The organism is Methanococcus voltae (genome assembly GCF_024807655.1).
GTDB lineage: Archaea > AGJL01 > Methanococci > Methanococcales > Methanococcaceae > Methanococcus > Methanococcus voltae_D.
Genome location: NZ_JANUCR010000005.1, coordinates 1 through 20,491, shown reverse-complemented (window position 1 = coordinate 20,491; position 20,491 = coordinate 1). Strand labels below are relative to the sequence as shown.

General features: G+C 29.2%; 18 protein-coding genes. 8 read left to right on the top strand and 10 right to left on the bottom strand.

The window, feature by feature from the left end; translation table 11 throughout:
- Positions 1-147 precede the first annotated feature (147 nt).
- Positions 148-1,428 carry a phosphomethylpyrimidine synthase gene (gene thiC / locus J3E06_RS06575; RefSeq protein ID WP_013180859.1) on the top strand — a complete coding sequence of 427 codons (1,281 nt, stop codon included), beginning with the start codon at positions 148-150 and terminating at the stop codon, positions 1,426-1,428.
- 43 nt (positions 1,429-1,471) lie between these two features.
- Here the strand turns inward: thiC and J3E06_RS06570 are convergent, their stop codons facing one another.
- The 5 genes from J3E06_RS06570 to J3E06_RS06550 all read right to left on the bottom strand — a co-directional run bounded on the left by J3E06_RS06570 (position 1,472) and on the right by J3E06_RS06550 (position 6,042).
- Positions 1,472-2,038: a GMP synthase subunit A gene (locus tag J3E06_RS06570; RefSeq protein WP_013180860.1), complete on the bottom strand. Its 567-nt coding sequence runs from the start codon at positions 2,036-2,038 to the stop codon at positions 1,472-1,474.
- 194 nt (positions 2,039-2,232) lie between these two features.
- Complete coding sequence (gene map, locus J3E06_RS06565) at positions 2,233-3,126, bottom strand: type II methionyl aminopeptidase (RefSeq protein WP_013180861.1); 894 nt, start codon at positions 3,124-3,126, stop codon at positions 2,233-2,235.
- 67 nt (positions 3,127-3,193) lie between these two features.
- Positions 3,194-4,306: an OBG GTPase family GTP-binding protein gene (locus J3E06_RS06560; protein ID WP_013180862.1), complete on the bottom strand. Its 1,113-nt coding sequence runs from the start codon at positions 4,304-4,306 to the stop codon at positions 3,194-3,196.
- Between the two features lie 485 nt (positions 4,307-4,791).
- On the bottom strand, positions 4,792-5,076 hold the full coding sequence (locus J3E06_RS06555) for an ArsR/SmtB family transcription factor (RefSeq protein ID WP_013180863.1): 285 nt from the start codon (positions 5,074-5,076) through the stop codon (positions 4,792-4,794).
- Between the two features lie 201 nt (positions 5,077-5,277).
- On the bottom strand, positions 5,278-6,042 hold the full coding sequence (locus tag J3E06_RS06550; RefSeq protein ID WP_013180864.1) for a molybdopterin-guanine dinucleotide biosynthesis protein MobB: 765 nt from the start codon (positions 6,040-6,042) through the stop codon (positions 5,278-5,280).
- Between the two features lie 555 nt (positions 6,043-6,597).
- Between J3E06_RS06550 and twy1 the strand changes: the two genes are divergently transcribed.
- Entirely contained in the window at positions 6,598-7,635 is a 1,038-nt protein-coding gene (twy1, locus tag J3E06_RS06545; protein WP_013180865.1) for a 4-demethylwyosine synthase TYW1, read from the top strand.
- A gap of 133 nt (positions 7,636-7,768) precedes the next feature.
- Here twy1 and J3E06_RS06540 read toward each other — a convergent pair whose 3' ends face one another.
- The 4 genes from J3E06_RS06540 to ftsZ all read right to left on the bottom strand — a co-directional run bounded on the left by J3E06_RS06540 (position 7,769) and on the right by ftsZ (position 11,253).
- Positions 7,769-8,989, bottom strand: a complete 1,221-nt coding sequence (locus J3E06_RS06540) for a 2,3-bisphosphoglycerate-independent phosphoglycerate mutase (protein ID WP_013180866.1) — start codon at positions 8,987-8,989, stop codon at positions 7,769-7,771.
- 243 nt (positions 8,990-9,232) lie between these two features.
- Positions 9,233-9,676 (bottom strand): transcription elongation factor Spt5, encoded by a 444-nt coding sequence (locus J3E06_RS06535; RefSeq protein ID WP_013180867.1) that lies wholly within the window; start codon positions 9,674-9,676, stop codon positions 9,233-9,235.
- A gap of 197 nt (positions 9,677-9,873) precedes the next feature.
- Positions 9,874-10,080 carry a protein translocase SEC61 complex subunit gamma gene (locus tag J3E06_RS06530; protein WP_013180868.1) on the bottom strand — a complete coding sequence of 69 codons (207 nt, stop codon included), beginning with the start codon at positions 10,078-10,080 and terminating at the stop codon, positions 9,874-9,876.
- Between the two features lie 90 nt (positions 10,081-10,170).
- A complete protein-coding gene (gene ftsZ / locus J3E06_RS06525; RefSeq protein WP_013180869.1) occupies positions 10,171-11,253 on the bottom strand; it encodes a cell division protein FtsZ in 1,083 nt (360 codons plus the stop codon).
- Between the two features lie 709 nt (positions 11,254-11,962).
- Here ftsZ and J3E06_RS06520 point away from each other — a divergent pair.
- The 5 genes from J3E06_RS06520 to J3E06_RS06500 all read left to right on the top strand — a co-directional run bounded on the left by J3E06_RS06520 (position 11,963) and on the right by J3E06_RS06500 (position 18,242).
- Positions 11,963-13,060 (top strand): DNA topoisomerase IV subunit A, encoded by a 1,098-nt coding sequence (locus tag J3E06_RS06520; RefSeq protein ID WP_013180870.1) that lies wholly within the window; start codon positions 11,963-11,965, stop codon positions 13,058-13,060.
- A 340-nt stretch (positions 13,061-13,400) separates the two neighbouring features.
- Complete coding sequence (locus J3E06_RS06515) at positions 13,401-13,880, top strand: 50S ribosomal protein L11 (RefSeq protein WP_013180871.1); 480 nt, start codon at positions 13,401-13,403, stop codon at positions 13,878-13,880.
- A gap of 321 nt (positions 13,881-14,201) precedes the next feature.
- A complete protein-coding gene (locus J3E06_RS06510) occupies positions 14,202-15,218 on the top strand; it encodes an adenylosuccinate synthetase (RefSeq protein ID WP_013180872.1) in 1,017 nt (338 codons plus the stop codon).
- 313 nt (positions 15,219-15,531) lie between these two features.
- Positions 15,532-16,467, top strand: coding sequence for a 2-phosphoglycerate kinase (locus J3E06_RS06505; RefSeq protein ID WP_013180873.1), 936 nt, complete (start codon positions 15,532-15,534; stop codon positions 16,465-16,467).
- A gap of 326 nt (positions 16,468-16,793) precedes the next feature.
- Complete coding sequence (locus tag J3E06_RS06500) at positions 16,794-18,242, top strand: TrkH family potassium uptake protein (protein ID WP_013180874.1); 1,449 nt, start codon at positions 16,794-16,796, stop codon at positions 18,240-18,242.
- Positions 18,243-18,360: 118 nt separating this feature from the next.
- On the opposite strand, the gene J3E06_RS06495 is transcribed toward J3E06_RS06500, so the two are convergent.
- Positions 18,361-18,942: a flavodoxin family protein gene (locus J3E06_RS06495; RefSeq protein WP_013180875.1), complete on the bottom strand. Its 582-nt coding sequence runs from the start codon at positions 18,940-18,942 to the stop codon at positions 18,361-18,363.
- 401 nt (positions 18,943-19,343) lie between these two features.
- On the opposite strand from J3E06_RS06495, the gene J3E06_RS06490 reads away from it, so the two are divergent.
- A partial coding sequence (locus J3E06_RS06490; protein WP_259164763.1) for a cache domain-containing protein occupies positions 19,344-20,491 on the top strand: 1,148 nt, incomplete at its 3' end.

Here is a 20,491-nt window from a genome sequence, read left to right as displayed (position 1 = left end):
ATATTGTTTTAAATATATTAAGTATTTAATATTGGTAAATAAAGATTATACAATCATAATGATTAAAATAATTTCTATGATATATTTTATAATAGTATCTTATATATTCTATTTTTAAATATAATATTATATTCTAATGGTGAAATTATGACACAAATGACCGAAGCTATTAAAGGGAATATTACGGAAGAAATGAAATACGTGGCAGAATACGAAAAGATGGATGTAAACGAACTTAGAAAACTAATTGCTAAAGGTTATGTAGTTATACCTAAAAATGTAAATCGTGATACTAAACCTGTAGGAATTGGCGAAGGATTATCTACAAAAGTTAATGTAAACTTAGGTACATCTCCTGATTGCATAGATATGGATTCAGAATTAAAAAAGGTTGCTATTTCTAATAAATACGGTGCAGATGCGATAATGGATTTAAGCACCGGTGGTAATTTACCTGAAATAAGAAAACAAATAATGTCCAATACAAATTTACCAATCGGTACAGTACCTATTTATGAAGTTGGTGCAGATGCTAAAAGTAAATACGGAAAAGTTGTAGATATGGACGAAGATTTAATATTTAACGTCATAGAAAGACAAGCTAAGGAAGGCGTTGATTTTATGACCCTACATTGTGGAATTACAAAACAAAGTGTACAAGCCCTTAAAAATGACGAAAGAGTTATGGGTGTAGTAAGTAGGGGAGGAGCTTTCCTAACTGCGTATGTTATGTATCATAATAAAGAGAATCCTCTTTATCAACAGTTTGACTATCTTTTAGAGATTTTAAAAGAACACGATGTGACATTAAGTTTAGGGGATGGTATGAGACCAGGGTGTTTAGTGGACAACACTGATAGACCTCAAATTCAGGAATTAATCACATTGGGCGAATTAGTTGATAGATGTAGAAATGCAGGAGTTCAGGTAATGGTTGAAGGTCCTGGACACGTGCCATACAATAATATATCTGCAAATATGAAGATACAAAAAACAGTATGTAAAAATGCACCATTCTACGTTTTAGGCCCTTTAGTAACTGATTTGGCAATGGGTTATGACCATATTACCTCTGCAATAGGTGGAACACTTGCAGCATATAGTGGTGCAAATTTCTTATGTTATGTTACGCCCGCGGAACACGTTAGATTGATGAAAGAAGAAGATGTAATCGATGGATTACTTGCTTCTAAGATAGCTGCTCAGGCTGCAGACGTGGCAAAAGGTAGTCAAATAGCTTGGGAAAAAGAAAAAGAAATGGCAAAAGCAAGAAAAGAGCACGACTGGGAAAAACAGTTCGAGCTGTCTTTAAATTCTGAAAAACCCCGAGAAATGAGGGAAGAAATACCTTCAAAAGAAGAAAAAGCTTGCAGTGTTTGTGGGGATTACTGTGCTTTGCTAATGGTTGAGGAATTGGGTAAAAGATAATAATATGTAATCTAAATTTTAATTTTTATATTTTTTATATTTTTTATAATGTTTCGATATTACAAACTTTACAGAAATTTTTTAAAATTATGTCTCCATATTCCGTATGTGAAACTTCAGGGTGGAATTGTACTCCATAAATAGGTTTTGAAACGTGTTTCACTGCTTCAACTTCACAGATATCAGAGTTTGCTAATATTTCAAAGCATTCTGGTACTTTTTTTACTTCATCCATATGTGATGCCCAAGCTGTAAATTCTGAAGGAACTCCATTAAATAAGTCATTATGATTTTTAACTTTTATCAAAACACTGGAATATTCTTCGCTTTCTGCTCTTGAAACTTCACCGCCGTAAGCTTCACAAGTCAATTGATGACCCAAACAAATTCCTAATATTGGTAATTTGGAATTTAAAGCTATATTCTTGCAGTTTGTAGCTTTTTCAATATCTGGACCGCCACTTAATATAATTCCTTTAATAGTCTCGTCAGATTCTATTTCAGAAAGGGTTGTACTGTTTTTAATTATTTTTGATTTTACGCCGATGTATTTTAAGCTTCTTTGAATTCTATGAACGTATTGTCCACCATTGTTTAAAATAACTATCATAATTACACCTATTAGTTATCTTTAAAATAGATTATTATTTTTAAAATATAAATTATAAATTATAAATTCCAATTTTGATTATTTTACTATACATTTTTAAGTATAAAAATATTATTCCATTACCAAAAAATTAAACTAATTTAAATTAATTTAAATTAATTTAAAATAAAATAAATGTATAAAGTTTTATTAGATTATTTTGTTGTAATTTCTATTTTATCTTCGCCCATATACACAGTATGTTCACATTGTGATACCATACCACGTTCTTTTTCAACCAAAACAGGATAAGCATATAGACATCCTGCATTTACCAATGTTTTTAAACCCATTTTATATTTGGGGTTTAATTTAGCAATATCTCGCTCTGAAAATGGTAAATGGCAAAATTTATTTTCAATAATTTTTAAGATATTTCTTGCAGAAGGTAGTCTTAAAGGTCTTGAAACTATGTATTTGTAAATATATTTGCCGTTTCCGTCAGTAATGGCTCCAAATCCATCAGTGGCAAATGGTTCAATTGCTACTAAATCGCCAACGTCTATTGTGTCCTTTGTTTTTTCATAGACGTTAGGTACACTAACACCAGCATGTAATACATTTTGATGCATCACGTGGCCTGAAAGATTTGATATAGGTTTTAAATTATAGCTTTCTATTACTTCACTGATTATTTTTCCCATTTCTCCAACGTTCATTGGTAATTCTATTGAGTTTATAACCGTTTTTAAAGCATCTTCTGAAGCTTTTTTTAAATCTGAATAGCTATTTGATAAATCAACAGTTGTTGCAGTATCTGCAATGAATCCATCAATATGTGCACCTAAATCTAATTTTATTACGTCATTTTCTCCAAAAACTGACTCATCACCTGCAAATGGTGTATAATGTGCAGCAATATCATTTATAGATAAATTACAAGGAAATGCAACTTCCCCACCTAATTCTCTAATCCTATTTTCAACAAACTCCGCTACATCATATAATTTTACGCCGGGTTTTATCATATTTTGGGCTTCGCCCCTAACCTTTGAAGCAATTTCCCCTGCTTTCATAATTTTTTGATATTCTAATTCCTGATTTTCCATACTATCCCTTATTATTTTTAAATTATTATATCACATACTTATCCGTCCCAATAACTTATTAAATTAATTATTGACCGGATTTTTTAACAACAATCGATAATATATCGCCATCGCCTAAGACGTGGTCTAAACCTACCCTTTGACCAGGGTGTTTTGCTGAAGGGCCCCAAACCTGTGCATATCTGAAATTTTTAACAAAATCTCTGTGTAATTTATTACAAACGTCTTTTACCTTTGAATTTTTAAGTATAATTAACGGGTCGGTCATATCAGCTTTTTTACCTTGTGGTTTTAAGTATAATTTGATAAATCCAAGGGTATCAAATATTTTATCTTTTAATTCTTCCAAATTTATTTCTTTGTGTCCCGATACAAACACGTGAGGTCTCTCATGAACTTCACTTTCCATTATATCTAAGCTTTCCTGGTCTGCAAGGTCGATTTTATTTATAATTACAAGTGTAGGTATATATGACCTATTACCCATAACTGAATCAATCAATTGGTCTGCATCTACGTCGTCTCTTATTACAATATCTGCATTGTGTATTTTATATTCTCCCAATATTGCAACAACTGTATCTTCGTCTATTTTAGATAATGGAAGCGTTGTATTAACAGCAACCCCTCCTCTATCCCTTTTTGCTATTTTAACTTCTGGAGGTATTTGGTCTAATCTAATACCTACGTTTGATAGCTCTCTTTCAATAACGGGGATATGTTCTGGAGAAAATACGTCTACAATAACCATTATCAAATCTACGTTTCTAACTGCTGCTAAAACTTCGCTACCCCTACCTCTACCAAAAGAAGCACCTGATATGATACCCGGGGCATCTAAAACTTGTATTTTAGCGCCTTTATGTTCCATAAGTCCTGGTATTATAGTAAGTGTGGTAAATGCGTAAGCTCCTACTTCAGAATTAGCATTAGTTAACTTATTCAATAGTGTGGATTTACCAACTGATGGAAATCCTACGAAAGCTACTGTAGCATCTCCTGTTTTTCTTATGGCATACGAAGGTCCTGCAGAACCTCCTGAACCGGAAGGATTTTGAGATTCTTCTCTTAATTTTGCCAATTTTGATTTTAATTTTCCAATATGCTTTTGAGTAGCTTTGTTATATTGCGTGTTTTTAATTTCATCTTCTAATTTTCTAATGTCTTCCTGAACTCCCATTATTTCACCAGGGTATGAGCCTAAATTTAAAAATCACTGTATTTGACTTAGAGTATTAGATTTTTCAAAATAGTATAATATTTGATTATATAAATTATGTTTTATCGTATTTTTACATTATATTTATATTATCTTTATCGTACCATTATAATTTTCAATACTTTCAAACGCAATAATTTTTTAAATTCAATTATTTTAGTTTTTTAAAGCATATTTCGGCTATTTTTTAATTTTAGTGTTTTTTTAAGTTTAAAATCTACAAAAGGGATTATTATATCTCATAATTGGGATTTATCCTTATATATTATTATCTATAGTAATTTATCTTAATTTAAAATATATTTTCATTTATTACTCTTTTAATTTTGTTTAAATTATATATAAAAGTATCTTATGAATTAAAAAAAGTATGATATATTATATAAATAATATACTTTACATATTTGATTTCAATATTATAGTTTTAAGGGGTAGTACTACAATACTTAGTTTTCAAAATCGCCAATAATGTGGACCATTTCTTTGACTTTAGGGTTTACTATATAGTAGTGGTTCCAAGTACCTTCTTTTCTTGCTTTAATTAAACCTGATTTTTTCAAAATGTTTAAGTGGTGTGAAATAGTAGGTTGGGGTTTGCCCAATTCATCAATAATCTTGCATACGCACATACTTTCGTTTTCATTTAATAATCTCAAAATCATTAACCTTGTAGGGTCTGCAAACGCTTTAAATGTTTCCGCCATATGTTCATAACCTTGTTCGCTTATCATATTGTCACCATCAATTTATAGACTGTTGTTTTGTATTTTAGTAATTTTTTTAATTTTTTTAATTTTTTTTAAATAAAAAAATATTATCTTTTAGTACTTTATCATCTTATTACGTTTTCATATATAAATATTAGTATATTCAAATATATCATTGGTATCTAAAATATACATTAATGTTTAATAATATATAAAAAATAGTTATCAATTCTTTTTGGAATTTAATTTTTCATTTTCGATAGTTTTCACTACGATTTTGTTTGATAAATCGTTATTTGATTCATCATCAAAAGATATTGTAATTTTTTGAGGATTTTCGACTGATTTAAGGCTAAATATTAAACCTTTAATCGTATTTTTAATAATATCTGATACAAAAGGATTTGCAGGGATTATTTTATCGTCGGCAGTTATTTTAATAGAATATGACATTACACATCTATCCCATTTTAAATTATTTTCGCCTTTTATCATTTTTTCTACAAACTGTTTGCAGTTATATCCGCAATGTCCACAATTAAAGTTATACGTAGGGACTACAGCTTTGTCAGTAATTTCACTAATGACTTCTTTAATATCATATTTAAAGTCTTCAATAGTCATTATGACTTGATTATCTAATAAATCCAAACCCCTTTTACCTTCAACCATTAATATCTTTGGAATATTGTATTTAATAAGTTCTTCCTTAAATCCTTCAATAATTACAAGGTCGTAATCTATTTTTGATAAAATTTCATATAATGACATACCGTCGTAGTAAAAACCTGTTTTAGTACCTGTGGACAATACTGACAAGTTGGAGTTTTCTTTCATTCTATATGAGTCAGTATTTGGTGTATCTATTTCAACGCTGTGATGTGTTTTTTTTATGGTGGCGACACTAATTCCACTTACATGCTTTAAAATATCGCATATAATACTTGTTTTACCGGTGTCTTTTTTACCAATTACTCCAATTACCCTCATAATTACACTCCGTTTTACTAACAACTGTCATATCTATAATATAAGATATAATACTAAAAATTACAATTAATTATAACTTGTAATTGATTAATTTTTATCTTATTTTTAAAATAATATTCTTAATTTGAAATAAGTTTATTAATTACTAAATGTATATTGGTATATTTATATTTTACTTATTGAAATTGAAATCATGTATTTGTCATAATTAATCATGTTAAATATTTTTTTAACTTTTTTATGGGCATATATTCATTATCTGTTAAAATAAAAGCTTTTAAGAGCTATAATTTATTAGATTTTGTTATACTTTATTACACTTTATTTTTTTTATTAAATTAAGCTACACTTTGATATATTTTATTAATACATATATTAGGATATATTAATATATAAATCTATTCTTTACTATAGTTATATAAATTATTAAATTTAAGTAAGATTATACTTTAAAAATTGAATTTAATTTATAATTTATAATTTATACATACAAATCTGGTTTTATTACACTTATAATTACACTTATAATATGGTGATATTTTGGAAAATACAAAAATGATTACTAATTCAAACACAATTAAGCAAGATAAACCTAAGAAATCACAAAAAACTCAAAATTTGGAAAAAAGAATTCCTCAAATTCCTGAACAATTATATAATATTCTTAGAAAACAGCATTATCAAATTGAAGACCATAGTGCAGTTAAATTATGTGGTTGGGTAAGAAAAAGCTTTTTAGAAAATAAAGACTGTTATAAGTCTAAATTTTACGGAATAAACACACATAGGTGTGTTCAAAGTACTCCTTCAGTTATATGGTGTCAACAGCAATGTGAATTTTGTTGGAGAGTTTTACCATCTGATTTAGGTATCGATGAGCCAAACTTTAAAGAACCAAAATGGAAAGAGCCGGAAGAAGTGGCAGAAGATATTTTAAAGATGCACAAAACTATTATTACAGGATATAAAGGTATTATCGATAGAATTGGTGCTGAAAAGTATGCGGAAGCAACTGAACCAAAACACGTAGCATTGTCTTTGGCAGGGGAACCTACAATGTACCCATATCTTGACGAATTGATAGAAATATTCCATAAAAAGAAAATGTCTACATTTGTGGTTTCTAATGGGGTATTAACCGATGTAATTGAAAAAATAAACCCTACTCAACTTTATGTATCATTAGATGCAACTGATTTGGAAAGCTATAAAAAAATATGCCGAGGAACTGAGCAGAATTGGAATAGTATATTAGATACTTTAGATTTATTGCACGAAAAGAAAAGAACTTGCCTCAGAACTACGGTTATTAAAAATATAAACGATGATTTATCGAAATTTGCTGAATTGTACGATAGAGCGAATGTAAATTTCATAGAAGTTAAATCTTATATGAATGTTGGATATTCAAGAAAGAGACTTAATTTAGATGATATGATTAAACACGATGAATTAATTAAAATATCTAAAGAAATCGAAGATAAATCTGCATTCGAAGTTATAGACGATTCTCAGGATAGTAGGGTAGTTTTATTATCAAATACCTTGGAAAATAGATGTATAAATCCAAAAATAGATTTTGAAAACTTATGATATAGTAATCTAATAATTTAATAATTTACTAATCAAATACCTTAATAAATTTAAATTTTATTTTTTAAATATCAAAAAAAGAATATGAAAAGTATTGTTATTTTTTATATATTTTAAATATGGTAATTAAGCTTTATGCACCATATTTTTTAGCTAATCCCATTAAATCCATTAAGATTGGCATAATATGTAATCCTTTAATCCAGCATAATCCACCCTTATGAGCAGTGTATTCGTCAAATTTATCAACTTCGTCTACCCTAACGCTTTTACCCCACAATATAAGAGGTAATGGGTCAGCAGAGTGGTCTTTTTCTTCAATAGGTGTCGAATGGTCGCCAGTAATTACAAAATAAACTTCATTTCGGTCTATTTCTTTGAATACTTGCTCTAACATTACATCTATTTTTTCAATTACTTCTTTTTTAACGTCATAATGACCATCATGACCTGCTTCATCAGCTCCTTTGACGTTTACAAGAACAAAGTCGTAATCGTTGATTGCTTTAATTAAAGCTTTTGCTTTATTGTCAAAGTTTGAGAAAGCGTCTCCTGTAGCTCCTTCCACTTCAATAACATCTAAATTAACCATCTTAGCAATTCCTTTTATTAATCCAGTACCTGCAATACAAGCCCCTCTAAGGCCATATTTTTCTTCAAACGGTACTATATGGGGAACTTCACCAACACCACGTGGTAAAATGATATTTGCAGCAAACAATCCTTTTTCTTTTCTTTCAACATTAACAGGATGTTTATCCAATTTGTCATAAACTATTTTGATTAATTTATTCATTATTTCAGCAGTTTTTTTTGCTTCAGGCGTTTCATCTAATGGTTTTATTTCTTTTACTTTTAAACCTATTTTTTTAGGGTCTGCATCACTTATTTTGTCGCTTAATCCTTCCCCTCTTAGCATTAAAGCAGCTCTATACCCACCAGACTCTTTAAATATGATTTTTACGCCGTCAATTTCTATACCATCGATTAATTTTTCCAATTCTGACGTATCTTCGATTCTTCCAGCTCTTCTATCTTGAACTATGAAATTCTCATCAACTGTTGAAAAATTACATCTAAATGCTACATCTCCAGGTTTTACATCTAAACCAACACCTGAAGCTTCAAAAGGGCCTCTTCCAGTGTAGTTTATTTTTGGGTCATAACCCAATAATGCCAAGTGCGCTGTATCACTACCTGGTCTAATACCAATATCTACGGAATTCATTAACCCATTGATACCTTCCTTCGCTAATCTATCCATTGTAGGAGTTTTAGCTTCTTTTAATGGAGTGTTGCCTTCTGAATTTGGTCTGTCTCCTAAACCATCAATTACAAAAATAACTGCTTTCATAATTCACCCGCATAATTATTTTTTGATTTTAATATATTGTTTTAATAATTTATACATATTATAATATAGTTATTTTTCATTTAAAATGCTATTTATCCTATATAATCCTTTTTATTAATATTTAATGGTTTTAAATTCAAGCTAACTTTAACGATTGTAGTTATCTGTAAATATAACTTAAAATACTAAATTAACATTAAAAAAATAAATAATTAAAAAAATAAATAATTTGATTAAATTTGATTAAGGGGCATCTTTTGCAATAATTTTAACCTGTTCGATTCCAACAGTAATAGGGATTGCAACAGCGGCTTCCATTAATTCCAAGGTAATTTCTTCTTTGTTTTTGTCCACTCTTGTGACTCTTGCTTTTTCTCCTTTAAATGGTCCACCAACCAATTCAACAACATCCCCTTTGTCAATTGATTCAATGATTTTTGTAGGTGTTAGCAAGTGCTCTAATTCTTTTACACTCGATTCTCCTGGAACTATTCCTTTAACTTTAAAGTTTTGTCTTACCAATTCTTCAATAGCCCCTTTATTTGTGGCTTCTACTAATATATATCCTTTTAAGTCTTCTGTCGCTAAAATGGAGAATACTTCTAAGTTTTCTCTTTCAGCTCTTGAAGCTAAAGCTTCTGCAACGTTTTGCTCTTGTCCTGTGGTCGTTCTTACTGCGAATATCATAATTCCACCAAAATAATTATAAATTATTATTTATAACGATTTTAATTAATTTTAATAAGTAATAATAGTTTTAAAAAAGAATTACTCGATAATATATTTTTTATAAAAATCAAAGTATTACAGTATTTATGATGGTATTAATGGTATTTAAATTTAATTATCTATTAATATATAATTAAAAAATAAGAAGTTTGAATTTAGGGTTTTATAAGTGCTTTTAAGTATGTAATTGGCACGTGGACAGCAAATCCTACTGCGCCCAATAAACAAATTCCTAATCCCGTAACTTTTGAAATATTGATATATTCTTCACGTGTAGGTTTTCTTGAAACTTTCAATACTCTTTGACACTGATTTATGAAATTTTTTGTTTCAGTTTTTATTTCATCGAATTTTTCAGACATAATATCACATTTTTATTTATCACATTTTTATTTACGACCATATTTATAAAATCTATATTCATTTAAATATAAAAATTTAATTAAATATTCTTAAATTTTTGGAATGTCAATAATTACTTTATTTCTTTTAAGACTTAAATTATGGTTTACGGTTGATTTTGTACCTGTAATGATTAATAAAACTCTCAATGAGTTTTCTAATTTGTCGTCAATTGTGGTACCCCAAATAATTGTAGCATTTTCAGAAAGTCTTTCTGAAACAGTTGAAACAATATCTTGAGCTTCATCTAAACTCATATCTTCTGGTCCAGTAACGTGTATTAAAGCACCTGTAGCTCCTTCTATATCTACGCATAATAACGGACTGTTTAAAGCCATATTGATAGCTTCTTTTGCTCTTTTTTCTGAATCGCTTTCGCCGATTCCCATCATTGCTATTCCACCATCGTCCATTACAGCTTTAACATCTGCAAAGTCCACGTGGATATCTCCAGCATTGTTTACGAGTTCAACCATTCCCCTAACTGAATTCATTAAAACTTCGTCAGCTACTTTAAAAGCAGTTCTTAATGGCACGTTTCTAACGATTTCTAATAATTTATCGTTTGGAATAATAACAATGGTATCTGCAACTTCTTGCAATTTTTCAAGTCCATTTAAAGCATTGGTCATTCTTACTTTTCCTTCCATTGAGAATGGCAATGTTACAACAGCAACAGTTAAAGCACCCATTTTCTTTGATATTTCCGCAACTATTGGTGCAGAACCTGTTCCTGTACCGCCACCTAATCCGCAGGTGATGAATACTAAATCTGAGTCTTGTATCGCAGATTTAATGTCTTCTGCATTTTCACGAGCTGATTCTTCTCCTTTTTCAGGGTTTCCTCCAGCCCCTAATCCGCGGGTTAAGTTTTTACCAATTAAAACCTTATTTTCAGCTTTGGTTTTAACTAATTGCTGAGCATCGGTATTAACGGCAACTACTTTTGCACCTTCAACCTGTTCATCAGCTAACCTATTTATTGCATTATTACCGGCCCCACCACAACCTACAACTGTTATTCTTGCTTTTGAACCTTCTATTAACTCTAATAATTCTTTATCTACATCCGATAGAGTTTCTTTAGGTTCGTCTAAAAAATCGTTTTCAGCAATATTTTGTAAAAATTTCAAGGTATTACCTCCTCATATATGCCCTTTTCCATAATTAGTTCAATATTTTATTAGAATATAAATTTAATTTATTCACTGCTTTGAGTAAATGAGTATGTATTATTTGCCTATAATTATATGTATTTCATATTTATATTATTTATACTAATTCCTATAACTTTACTACATTTTAAGAATCTGTTAAACAAGTCCTTTTATTTTTGTAAATATATATTATATGATGATATAATTTTAAAAATATTCAATATCATATAGCATATAATTATATTTAAATTTATGATTTTTGTATAATTAATTAATGCTCATTAATGCGAAATTTATTGTTTGGTAAAATCTATTAGCTTGCAAAAGAAATGTACTATTGTACTTTTAAGTACATTTTATATTAACTATAATTTTTATATATTAGTTATTTAAATTTCTTTTGGTTTTAATTTTAAATCATTAATCTATTTAACTAAATTTATATAACACTTAATTCTATTATGATATTATAATAAAATTTTAGATATATTTTAATACGTTAATTTTAATATCGCATATGGCCAAATAGAATATATTGCAGTATATGTGCTATTATACGTATTATTAATCGGATAATCATAAAATAATTTAAATTCTATATCTATTATATAAAAATATAAACTAAATAGGAATTGTTGATACAACAAATGATACATTAAATATCCTATTCCTTTGGGTGAATTAGATGATAACATCAAAAGAAAGAAAATTAGCTTCTCAAAAATTACTTAATATGGCAAATCAGATGTATGATGATATTATAAGGAAAAAAAGGCCAATTATTAAATTCCCGGTAAGAAGTTTGTCTAACGCAAGATTTGACGATGAAAAGGGTACTTTTACATTAATGGGTAAGGAGAAAGAAAGAACTTTTAATGTAAATCAAGCAAAAATATTTGCCCAAACAATAAAAATGATGGAATTTTCAAAGAGTTTATTGGATACAAATGATTTCTCAACATTGAGGGAAGCATATTATGTATCTAAAAACTGGGGTGAGGCCAGATTTGATGACCAACAACCATCTAACGGCGTTATTGAGGACTTGGAGGCAGCTTCTGATTTTTTAAGGGAAGATTTAGGTTTTATGCCTGAAGAAGATGGTGCTTCTGTTGTAGGTCCGTTAAAAGTTATTGATAAAACTCAAGATGGTCAAGAAATTATAATCGATTGTACTAAATTGGGCAGTGGTGCATATAACATACCTAATGAAGTTACAAATTTAACATTGGAAACAACTGCAGAGTTTGTTTTAGCAATTGAGACTGCGGGTATGTTTGCGAGATTAAGTGCTGAAGGATTTTGGAAAAAACACAACTGTATATTAGTTTCATTGAAGGGTGTACCTTCAAGGGCTACAAGAAGATTTGTGAAAAGATTAGCAGAGGAAAAAAAGTTGCCCATTTTGGTATTTACGGATGGCGACCCTTACGGGTATTTAAACATTTACAGAACTTTAAAAGTTGGTAGTGGTAAAGCAGTACACTTGGCTGATAAATTGGCAGTTCCTGAAGCAAGATTAATCGGTGTCACGCCTCAAGATATCGTAGATTATGAATTACCTACTCACCCGTTAAAAGACCATGATATTAAGAGATTAAAAGACGGTTTGAAAAATGACGACTTTGTTAAATCGTTCTCAGACTGGCAACAAGCTTTAACGATGATGGCAAATAGTAAAGTAAGGGCAGAACAGCAGTCTTTAGCTAAATATGGTTTAAAATATGTTGTAGAAGAGTATTTACCTGCTAAAATAGAAGACCAAAAAACTTGGTTGCCATAATTAATTATTTATCGTATTTATTTTCATATTTATTTTTATTTCATTTTTATTTATTTAATTTTTAATTTTTTTACTAATTTTATATTATAATTTTATATTCTATTTTCTATTTTTATAGTGTATCATAAATTCATAGTAAATTTTAAATACAATACACATAAATAACATTAAGGAGTTTATTGAATAGTCAAACTTTAGATGTATTTTTATATTAGTACATATTATTTATTTTGTATAAATTTGTTGTTAAGACAACTATTGATATTATACAATTTAACAAGAATAATATAATAAAATAATAAATATCAAAAATATTGCAAACACGATTGAGGTGAATATTATGGCAGAACAAGTAGTAGAAATATTAGTTACTGGTGGAAAAGCTACAGCAGGTCCTCCATTAGGTCCAGCTATCGGTCCTTTAGGTGTTAACATTATGCAAGTTGTTAACGAAATCAACCAAAAAACAGCTTCATATGAAGGTATGAGTGTTCCTGTAAGTGTAATTGTAGATACTGAAAAAAGGTCATTCAAAGTTGAAGTGGGTATTCCTCCAGCATCAGCTTTAATTATGAAAGAATTAGGTATCGAAAAAGCTTCACAAGAACCAAAACACCAAGTTGCAGGTAATTTAACAATGGAACAAGTTGTTAAAGTTGCAAATATGAAATATGAAGCAATGTTATCATTCAACATCAAAAATGCTTCAAAAGAAGTTATCGGAACATGTGTTTCATTAGGTGTAAATGTTGAAGGAAAAACTCCAAGAGAAGCACAAAAAGCTATCGATGCAGGAGAATTTGACAGTTTTTTTAACTAATTTGGCAAAACGCTAAATTAGTTATTACCTATTTCTAATTAATTATGTTAATCATAGTTTAAATTAAAATAGTTGGCGCTATGGCGATAATTTATAAATATATTAATTATAAAAAACTGTATTTAATGCAATGCAGGATATAATTAAAAATATCTTATTATTATGTATTTTATTGGTTTAATATGCCCTTATGCGCGTATTTTACCCTAAACTTTAATTATTAATCTATTCATTTAAATTTATGCCCTTATGTATGAATTATGAATAACGTTATAATAGATTGGAATATGAGTTAATCATATTTTTAATGAGGTTTTGCAAATGACATGTACCATTATTGTAGGCGGTCAATGGGGCGACGAAGGTAAGGGAAAAATCGTAAGTTACCTTTGCGAAAAAGATAATCCTTCAATCATTGCAAGAGGCGGTGTAGGTCCTAACGCAGGTCATACTGTAGAAGTTGGAGATAAAAAATACGGAATTAGAATGGTTCCAACTGGTTTTCCTAATGTTAATGCTAAATTAGCAATCGGTGCTGGTGTTTTAACCGACCCTGAAGTTTTAGAAAAAGAATTAGAAATGTTAAAAGATTTCAATGTGGCTCAAAGAATCATATTGGATTCAAACAGTGGCGTAATTGAATTAAAACACAGAGAAATGGATAAATCAAACGTTCACCTTTCTAAAGAAATTGGTTCAACCGGTACAGGTTGCGGTCCTGCAAACGTAGACAGAGCAATGAGAACCTTAAAACAAGCTAAAGACGTTGAAAGTTTACAAAAATATCTCGGGGATGTATCCAAGGAAGTTAATACTGCAATTGAAAACAACGAAAATGTTTTAATTGAGGGTACACAAGGAGCTTTACTTTCTCTTTTCCACGGTAGTTATCCATATGTTACCTCTAAAGATACTAATGCGTCCTCTTTTGCAGCAGATGTGGGCGTAGGTCCAACAAAGATTGACGAAGTTATTGTAGTCTTCAAATCTTACCCTACAAGAGTGGGTGAAGGTCCTTTCCCATCTGAAATGACTGAGGAAGAAGCGGAAACGTTGGGTGTAATTGAATACGGTACTGTTACGGGTAGAAGAAGAAGAGTTGGCCATTTTGATTACGAACTTGCTAAAAAAGTCTGTGATTTAAACGGTGCAACACAAATAGCATTAACCTGTTTAGATAAATATGATACAGAATGTTATGGCATGAAAAAATATGAAGATTTGTCTGATAAATCAAAAGAATTTATAAAAATAATGGAACAAAAATTAGGTGTTAAAGTTACTTTAATATCTACTGGGCCAGAATTAAGTCAAACTATAGATATTAGAAACAAATAATATTTATAAATCTATAATTGATTATTTAATTAATTATTTCCCTTTTCATATTTTAAATTCAAAAATATTAACTTTAACTATATCATATTTATTTTTTGAGAATTATCTGAATTTTAAGACATTATTAATGTTTGATTTACATTTTACACCAAAATTTACAACAAATAACGAAGTGTACTTAATTTTAAATGTACTTTTTTTAAATTGACGTATTTTAAAAAATTTTTTGACTAATATTTAAATAATAGAATATTTAAATCAATTATAAAATATGTTAAAATTTAAAATGAAAAACTAATGCTTATGTGATATTATGATATTTGATACAATAACCGACAAAATAATAGTTACAGCGAAAGATTATGAAATGCCTTTTTCAAAAGGGCTTCTTGCAAGGTCTTTAACTACTGCAGGAATGAAACCCAGTGAAGCATACATATTTGCAAGAGGTATTGAAGCGGATTTAAACACTGATAGCTTAAAAAGAATCTCCAAATATGAATTAAGACAAAGAGTTTATTATTCTTTGATATCTGATGATTATGAAGATATCGCTGATAAATATTTAATTTGGAGAAGAATCTTAAAAAAACACTCTGTTATTATACTCGTTGGAGGTTCAAGTGGGGTAGGTACTTCCACAATCGCGTTTGAATTGGCTTCCCGTTTAGGTATTTCCAGTGTTATCGGGACTGATTCCATACGTGAAGTCATGAGACGTAGTATATCTAAAGATGTAGTGCCTATGTTATATGAATCTTCATATACTGCTTGGAGAGCCCTTAGAAATTATGATGAAGAAGATGATGAACTATATATTCAAGGTTTCTTAAGACACGTAGAACCTGTATTATTGGGTATTGAAGGAATTATTGACCGATGTTTAACTGAAGGTACGAGTGTAATTATAGAGGGTACTCACATTTTACCAGGAATGATATCTGATAAGTATCACAATATTCCAAACGTGATATTTTTAACGCTTACATTAAGCTCTGAAAATGTACATAAAAAAAGGTTTATTGCAAGAGCAAAAGTTAGTGATAGACCTTTAGAAAGGTATTTGGAGAATTTCGAAATTATAAAAGATATAAATAAATATATTGTCAAAGATTCAAATTCCCATCTTGTACCTGTAATTGAAAATGTATCTATAAGTGATACGGTCCAAGAATGTTTGGAAATCGTTACAAACAAATTTAATACATTGGATAAGGAAGAAGGTGGCGAAATGGAAGAGATAATTTAATTTATTCTTTTATTCCATTTTTAAATATTTTTATTATTATTATTATTTTTATATTTAATCAGTTTTTAGATTTATTTTATTTTATTTTAATGTCCTATATTATAATTTTTATTTCATTTTTTTTAATTACATATTTATACAATATTGAAATAAATAATAACACAGAATGATTATCTTTGTTAAATTTAATTTATGTTATTTAATTATTTAATGAGATACTAAGATAATGCTACATATAATGATGACAGATACGGAAAATAAATAAATACCTAAATATTGGCGTCATATGTAGAATAACGGAAAAACGTTTGGGATTGAGCGATATAATGAAAATATTTAAAAAAACAGATGCAACAGGTATTATGCACGAATTGGGTCTTTTAATGATGTTTATAGGCTCTTTAATGATAATACCCGGAATTTTTGCAGTATATTATTCTGAAAATTGGTTTATATTCGTAATTCCTGCACTGGCTTTTATATTATTGGGTTATTTGGTAAACCGATTTACTAAATCCATATCTATAAAATTAAAACATGCGATGGTAATATCTGCATTAGCTTGGCTTATGGCTTCAATGATAGGTGCGGTTCCTTTAATGTTAAGCATTGATTATTTTGGTTATATCGACGGCGTTTTTGAAAGTATGTCGGCATGGACTACCACTGGATTTAGCATAATCAACGACGTGGAATCATTACCAAGGTCTGTTCAAATATGGAGAAGTTTACAACAGTGGGTTGGTGGCGTTGGTGTGCTTGTAATGGTCATATCTATATTATCTAAAGCAGGAGCTTCTGCATACTATAGGGCTGAAGCAAGGGAAGAAAAAATACTACCAAGTACGTTAGGCACTGTAAAAAAAATATGGCATATCTATATTTTATACACCGTTTTAGGTATCTGTATGCTTTATATAAGTGGCTTAAACCTATGGGATGCAATAAACATTTGTATGTGTGGTATATCTACAGGCGGTATGAGTGTAAGTAATAGTAGTTTTCCCTATGGCGATGTAGCAAAACTTATTATGGTAGCTATAATGTACATTGGCGGCGTTGTATCGTTTTCAGTACATCATAATTTATTAACTGGTAAAGATGTACACGACATACAAACAAAAGCATCATTACCAATATTGTCCGTTTCTGCATTAATACTGGTTCTTTCATCTGGAATATCTCCAATAGATGCTTTATTTACAATGGTTTCTGCTATGACAAGTACGGGATTTTCAACCGTTAGTATGAATGGATTAAGTAATATCTCCTTGGCAGTAATTATTTTTGTAATGATTATTGGGGGAGCTACGGGTACTACAACCGGCGGTATTAAGCTAATGAGATTTTTAATAATGGGAAAAGCATTTTATTATAAATTAAAAGAGTCTGTACTACCTACCGGTTCAGTAGTTTATAAAAAAATTGGTAAAAATGTAATGTCGGGTAATTTAATTACTGATGCGTTTATTATCGGTTTTGGATATGTTGTTCATTATATTGCAGCAAGTATGATGTTAATATTTTTAGGTTATGACCCTTATAAATCAATGTTTGAAGCTGTTTCAATGGTGGCAAATATGGGACTTTCAGTAAATATCGTAGATAGTGCTATGCACCCATTAGCCAAATTAACTGGGATTATTTCAATGTGGGTTGGTAGATTGGAAATAATCCCAGTTTATGTGCTTTTAATATTGCCCGCTTATTTAAAATTAAAAGATATGGGTAATAATAGCAAAAATGAAGTAATTTGTCAAAAAAATAGGCGATAATCTTTTTAATATGGGAATAGTACTAAGAATAATAAGAATAATAATAATAATAAAGCATTAAATTATGATACTACGATTATGATTTAAAAATAAAATAATTTAAAATAATTTAAAATAATTATTTGTTAATTAATTTTAAAACTTCTGCTACTTTTTTACCAACGTTTTGAGCCGTCATAGTTCCAAATTCATCGTTTTTACAATCTCCCGGCTTTGAACCCCAACCAGTACCTCCGTAATGAGCTGTTGGGAATTCGTCTGCAACTACAATCATTGACTGAATGTGCATATAGTCATGAATTTGTCTAATGGTTGTTTCTTGACCACCATTTCTTGAAGCACCCACGGAAATAGCTGCACCTACTTTATTTTTAAGTTTTTGGTTTGCACGTAATGACCTTGACCTGTCCATTATCATTTTTAACTGAGATGATACTCCACCAAAGTAAACTGGAGAACCTAAGATTATACCATCAGCTTTTTCCATTGCATCTACAATATCCTCTATATCATCAATAATAATACAGTTTTCCCCTTTTTTACACATTTCACATGCAATACACGGATTTAACTCTAATCCTGCTAATGAAATAAATTCTGTTTCAAAACCTAATTTTTCAGCTTCCTCTAAAGCTTTTTTTACGAGATATGATGTATTTCCTTCTTTTTTTGGTGAACCGCTAATTCCTAATATTTTCATTTTTTCTCCCTTGTTATTTTTGAATATTTTTTAATTTTAATAATATGGTCTTAAAATTATAATATTAATATAACATATATTTTTAAAATATAATTTATTAATTCTCTGATTATCTTATCATAATATTTTATTATTTATACTCTTTTATTATTAATTATGTATTGAATATATTATTTTCATTATTATTGTTTAATTAAATTTTATTTTATCAACTTATACATTTATTCCATTATGTTTTAATATATACGTCATTACATTTTTATGTATTAACCGGCTCAATATTACAATATCGATAATATATTATAATATAAACAACATATATTTACTAAGTCATTATATGACAAGTACAACTATAGTATATCGGCACTTAATATCCCTAAAATAGTAGTAATGGTGTTTTTATGGTAAAATTCAAAAAAATTAGTACAAAATTGATAGTTTTGGCTATTGTAGTGGCTTTAGTACCTGTAGTCATTTCAAGTGGCTCATCACTATCAACTTTACAAAATAATATGAATTCACAAATGCATGAAACATTGGTTAGTGATACAAATCTTATTGAATCAATGTTAAACGACGAAGTAGCATCTTTAAATTCTTTAAGTAAATACCCTACTAAAACAAGTGGTATGGTAAATTCTATACAAGATAAAGATATAAACGGGGTAAAAACTCGTTTAATTCAGCTTACTGAAGGTTCGGATGTAGCTTATGTAGCAGTAACTGATAAAAATGGTAATTTTATTGCCTCAAATACTAATGATAATTTAGATGCATCTGGCATAGTAAATAAATTAAAGAATTCTGGAAAAGATTCTGGTATTTTGAAATTGTCTTCAACTTTTATGAATGGTTTCCCAAAATATAAAATTGAAGGAGTTTCAGAAGGTATTGGTTTGGCTTCAATCAGTGAAATATCAGACGATGGTCAAGTAATTGGTTATTTACTAATGGTTAGAATATTAAACAATAACGTAGAATTAGTTGATAAAATAAAATCCATAACTGGTAATGAAGTTACAATATTTATGGATGATATAAGGATATCTACAAGTATCTTAAAAGATGGTGCACGATTTGTCGGTACCAAATCTTCAGGAGACGTATATGCTGAAACAAGAGCAGGTAATGCATATGACGGTGAAGCAAATATTAATAATGAAGATTATGTGACCATATATGAGCCACTATATGATTTAGATGGTAAATATATTGGTATGTTATTCGTAGGAACCCCTAAATCTGCACTAACTGGTTTAATGAATCAATTAATGATACAGACTTTAATTGTAAGTTTGTTGGGTTTATTAATTTCAATAGGTTTAGCATTCTTTATTAGTAAATCTATTTCAAAACCAATGGCTTTATTGAAAGACGGGGCTGAAAAATTCAGTAAAGGAGATTATAGTCATAGAGTTGAAGTTAATACGCACGATGAAACTCACGATTTAGCAGAATCATTCAACGAAATGGCCGATAACGTAGTTAAGTTGAATAAAACATTAGATATGGATAAAGCTAAGTTAGCAGAACTATTGGAAGAAGTAAG

Bases quoted from the DNA above. Each gene is read 5' to 3' on its own strand.
- thiC (WP_013180859.1), top strand. From the start codon at position 148: ATGACACAAATGACCGAAGCTATTAAAGGGAATATTACGGAAGAAATG.
- J3E06_RS06570 (WP_013180860.1), bottom strand. From the start codon at position 2,038: ATGATAGTTATTTTAAACAATGGTGGACAATACGTTCATAGAATTCAA.
- map (WP_013180861.1), bottom strand. From the start codon at position 3,126: ATGGAAAATCAGGAATTAGAATATCAAAAAATTATGAAAGCAGGGGAA.
- J3E06_RS06560 (WP_013180862.1), bottom strand. From the start codon at position 4,306: ATGGGAGTTCAGGAAGACATTAGAAAATTAGAAGATGAAATTAAAAAC.
- J3E06_RS06555 (WP_013180863.1), bottom strand. From the start codon at position 5,076: ATGATAAGCGAACAAGGTTATGAACATATGGCGGAAACATTTAAAGCG.
- J3E06_RS06550 (WP_013180864.1), bottom strand. From the start codon at position 6,042: ATGAGGGTAATTGGAGTAATTGGTAAAAAAGACACCGGTAAAACAAGT.
- twy1 (WP_013180865.1), top strand. From the start codon at position 6,598: ATGATTACTAATTCAAACACAATTAAGCAAGATAAACCTAAGAAATCA.
- J3E06_RS06540 (WP_013180866.1), bottom strand. From the start codon at position 8,989: ATGAAAGCAGTTATTTTTGTAATTGATGGTTTAGGAGACAGACCAAAT.
- J3E06_RS06535 (WP_013180867.1), bottom strand. From the start codon at position 9,676: ATGATATTCGCAGTAAGAACGACCACAGGACAAGAGCAAAACGTTGCA.
- J3E06_RS06530 (WP_013180868.1), bottom strand. From the start codon at position 10,080: ATGTCTGAAAAATTCGATGAAATAAAAACTGAAACAAAAAATTTCATA.
- J3E06_RS06520 (WP_013180870.1), top strand. From the start codon at position 11,963: ATGATAACATCAAAAGAAAGAAAATTAGCTTCTCAAAAATTACTTAAT.
- J3E06_RS06515 (WP_013180871.1), top strand. From the start codon at position 13,401: ATGGCAGAACAAGTAGTAGAAATATTAGTTACTGGTGGAAAAGCTACA.
- J3E06_RS06510 (WP_013180872.1), top strand. From the start codon at position 14,202: ATGACATGTACCATTATTGTAGGCGGTCAATGGGGCGACGAAGGTAAG.
- J3E06_RS06505 (WP_013180873.1), top strand. From the start codon at position 15,532: ATGATATTTGATACAATAACCGACAAAATAATAGTTACAGCGAAAGAT.
- J3E06_RS06500 (WP_013180874.1), top strand. From the start codon at position 16,794: ATGAAAATATTTAAAAAAACAGATGCAACAGGTATTATGCACGAATTG.
- J3E06_RS06495 (WP_013180875.1), bottom strand. From the start codon at position 18,942: ATGAAAATATTAGGAATTAGCGGTTCACCAAAAAAAGAAGGAAATACA.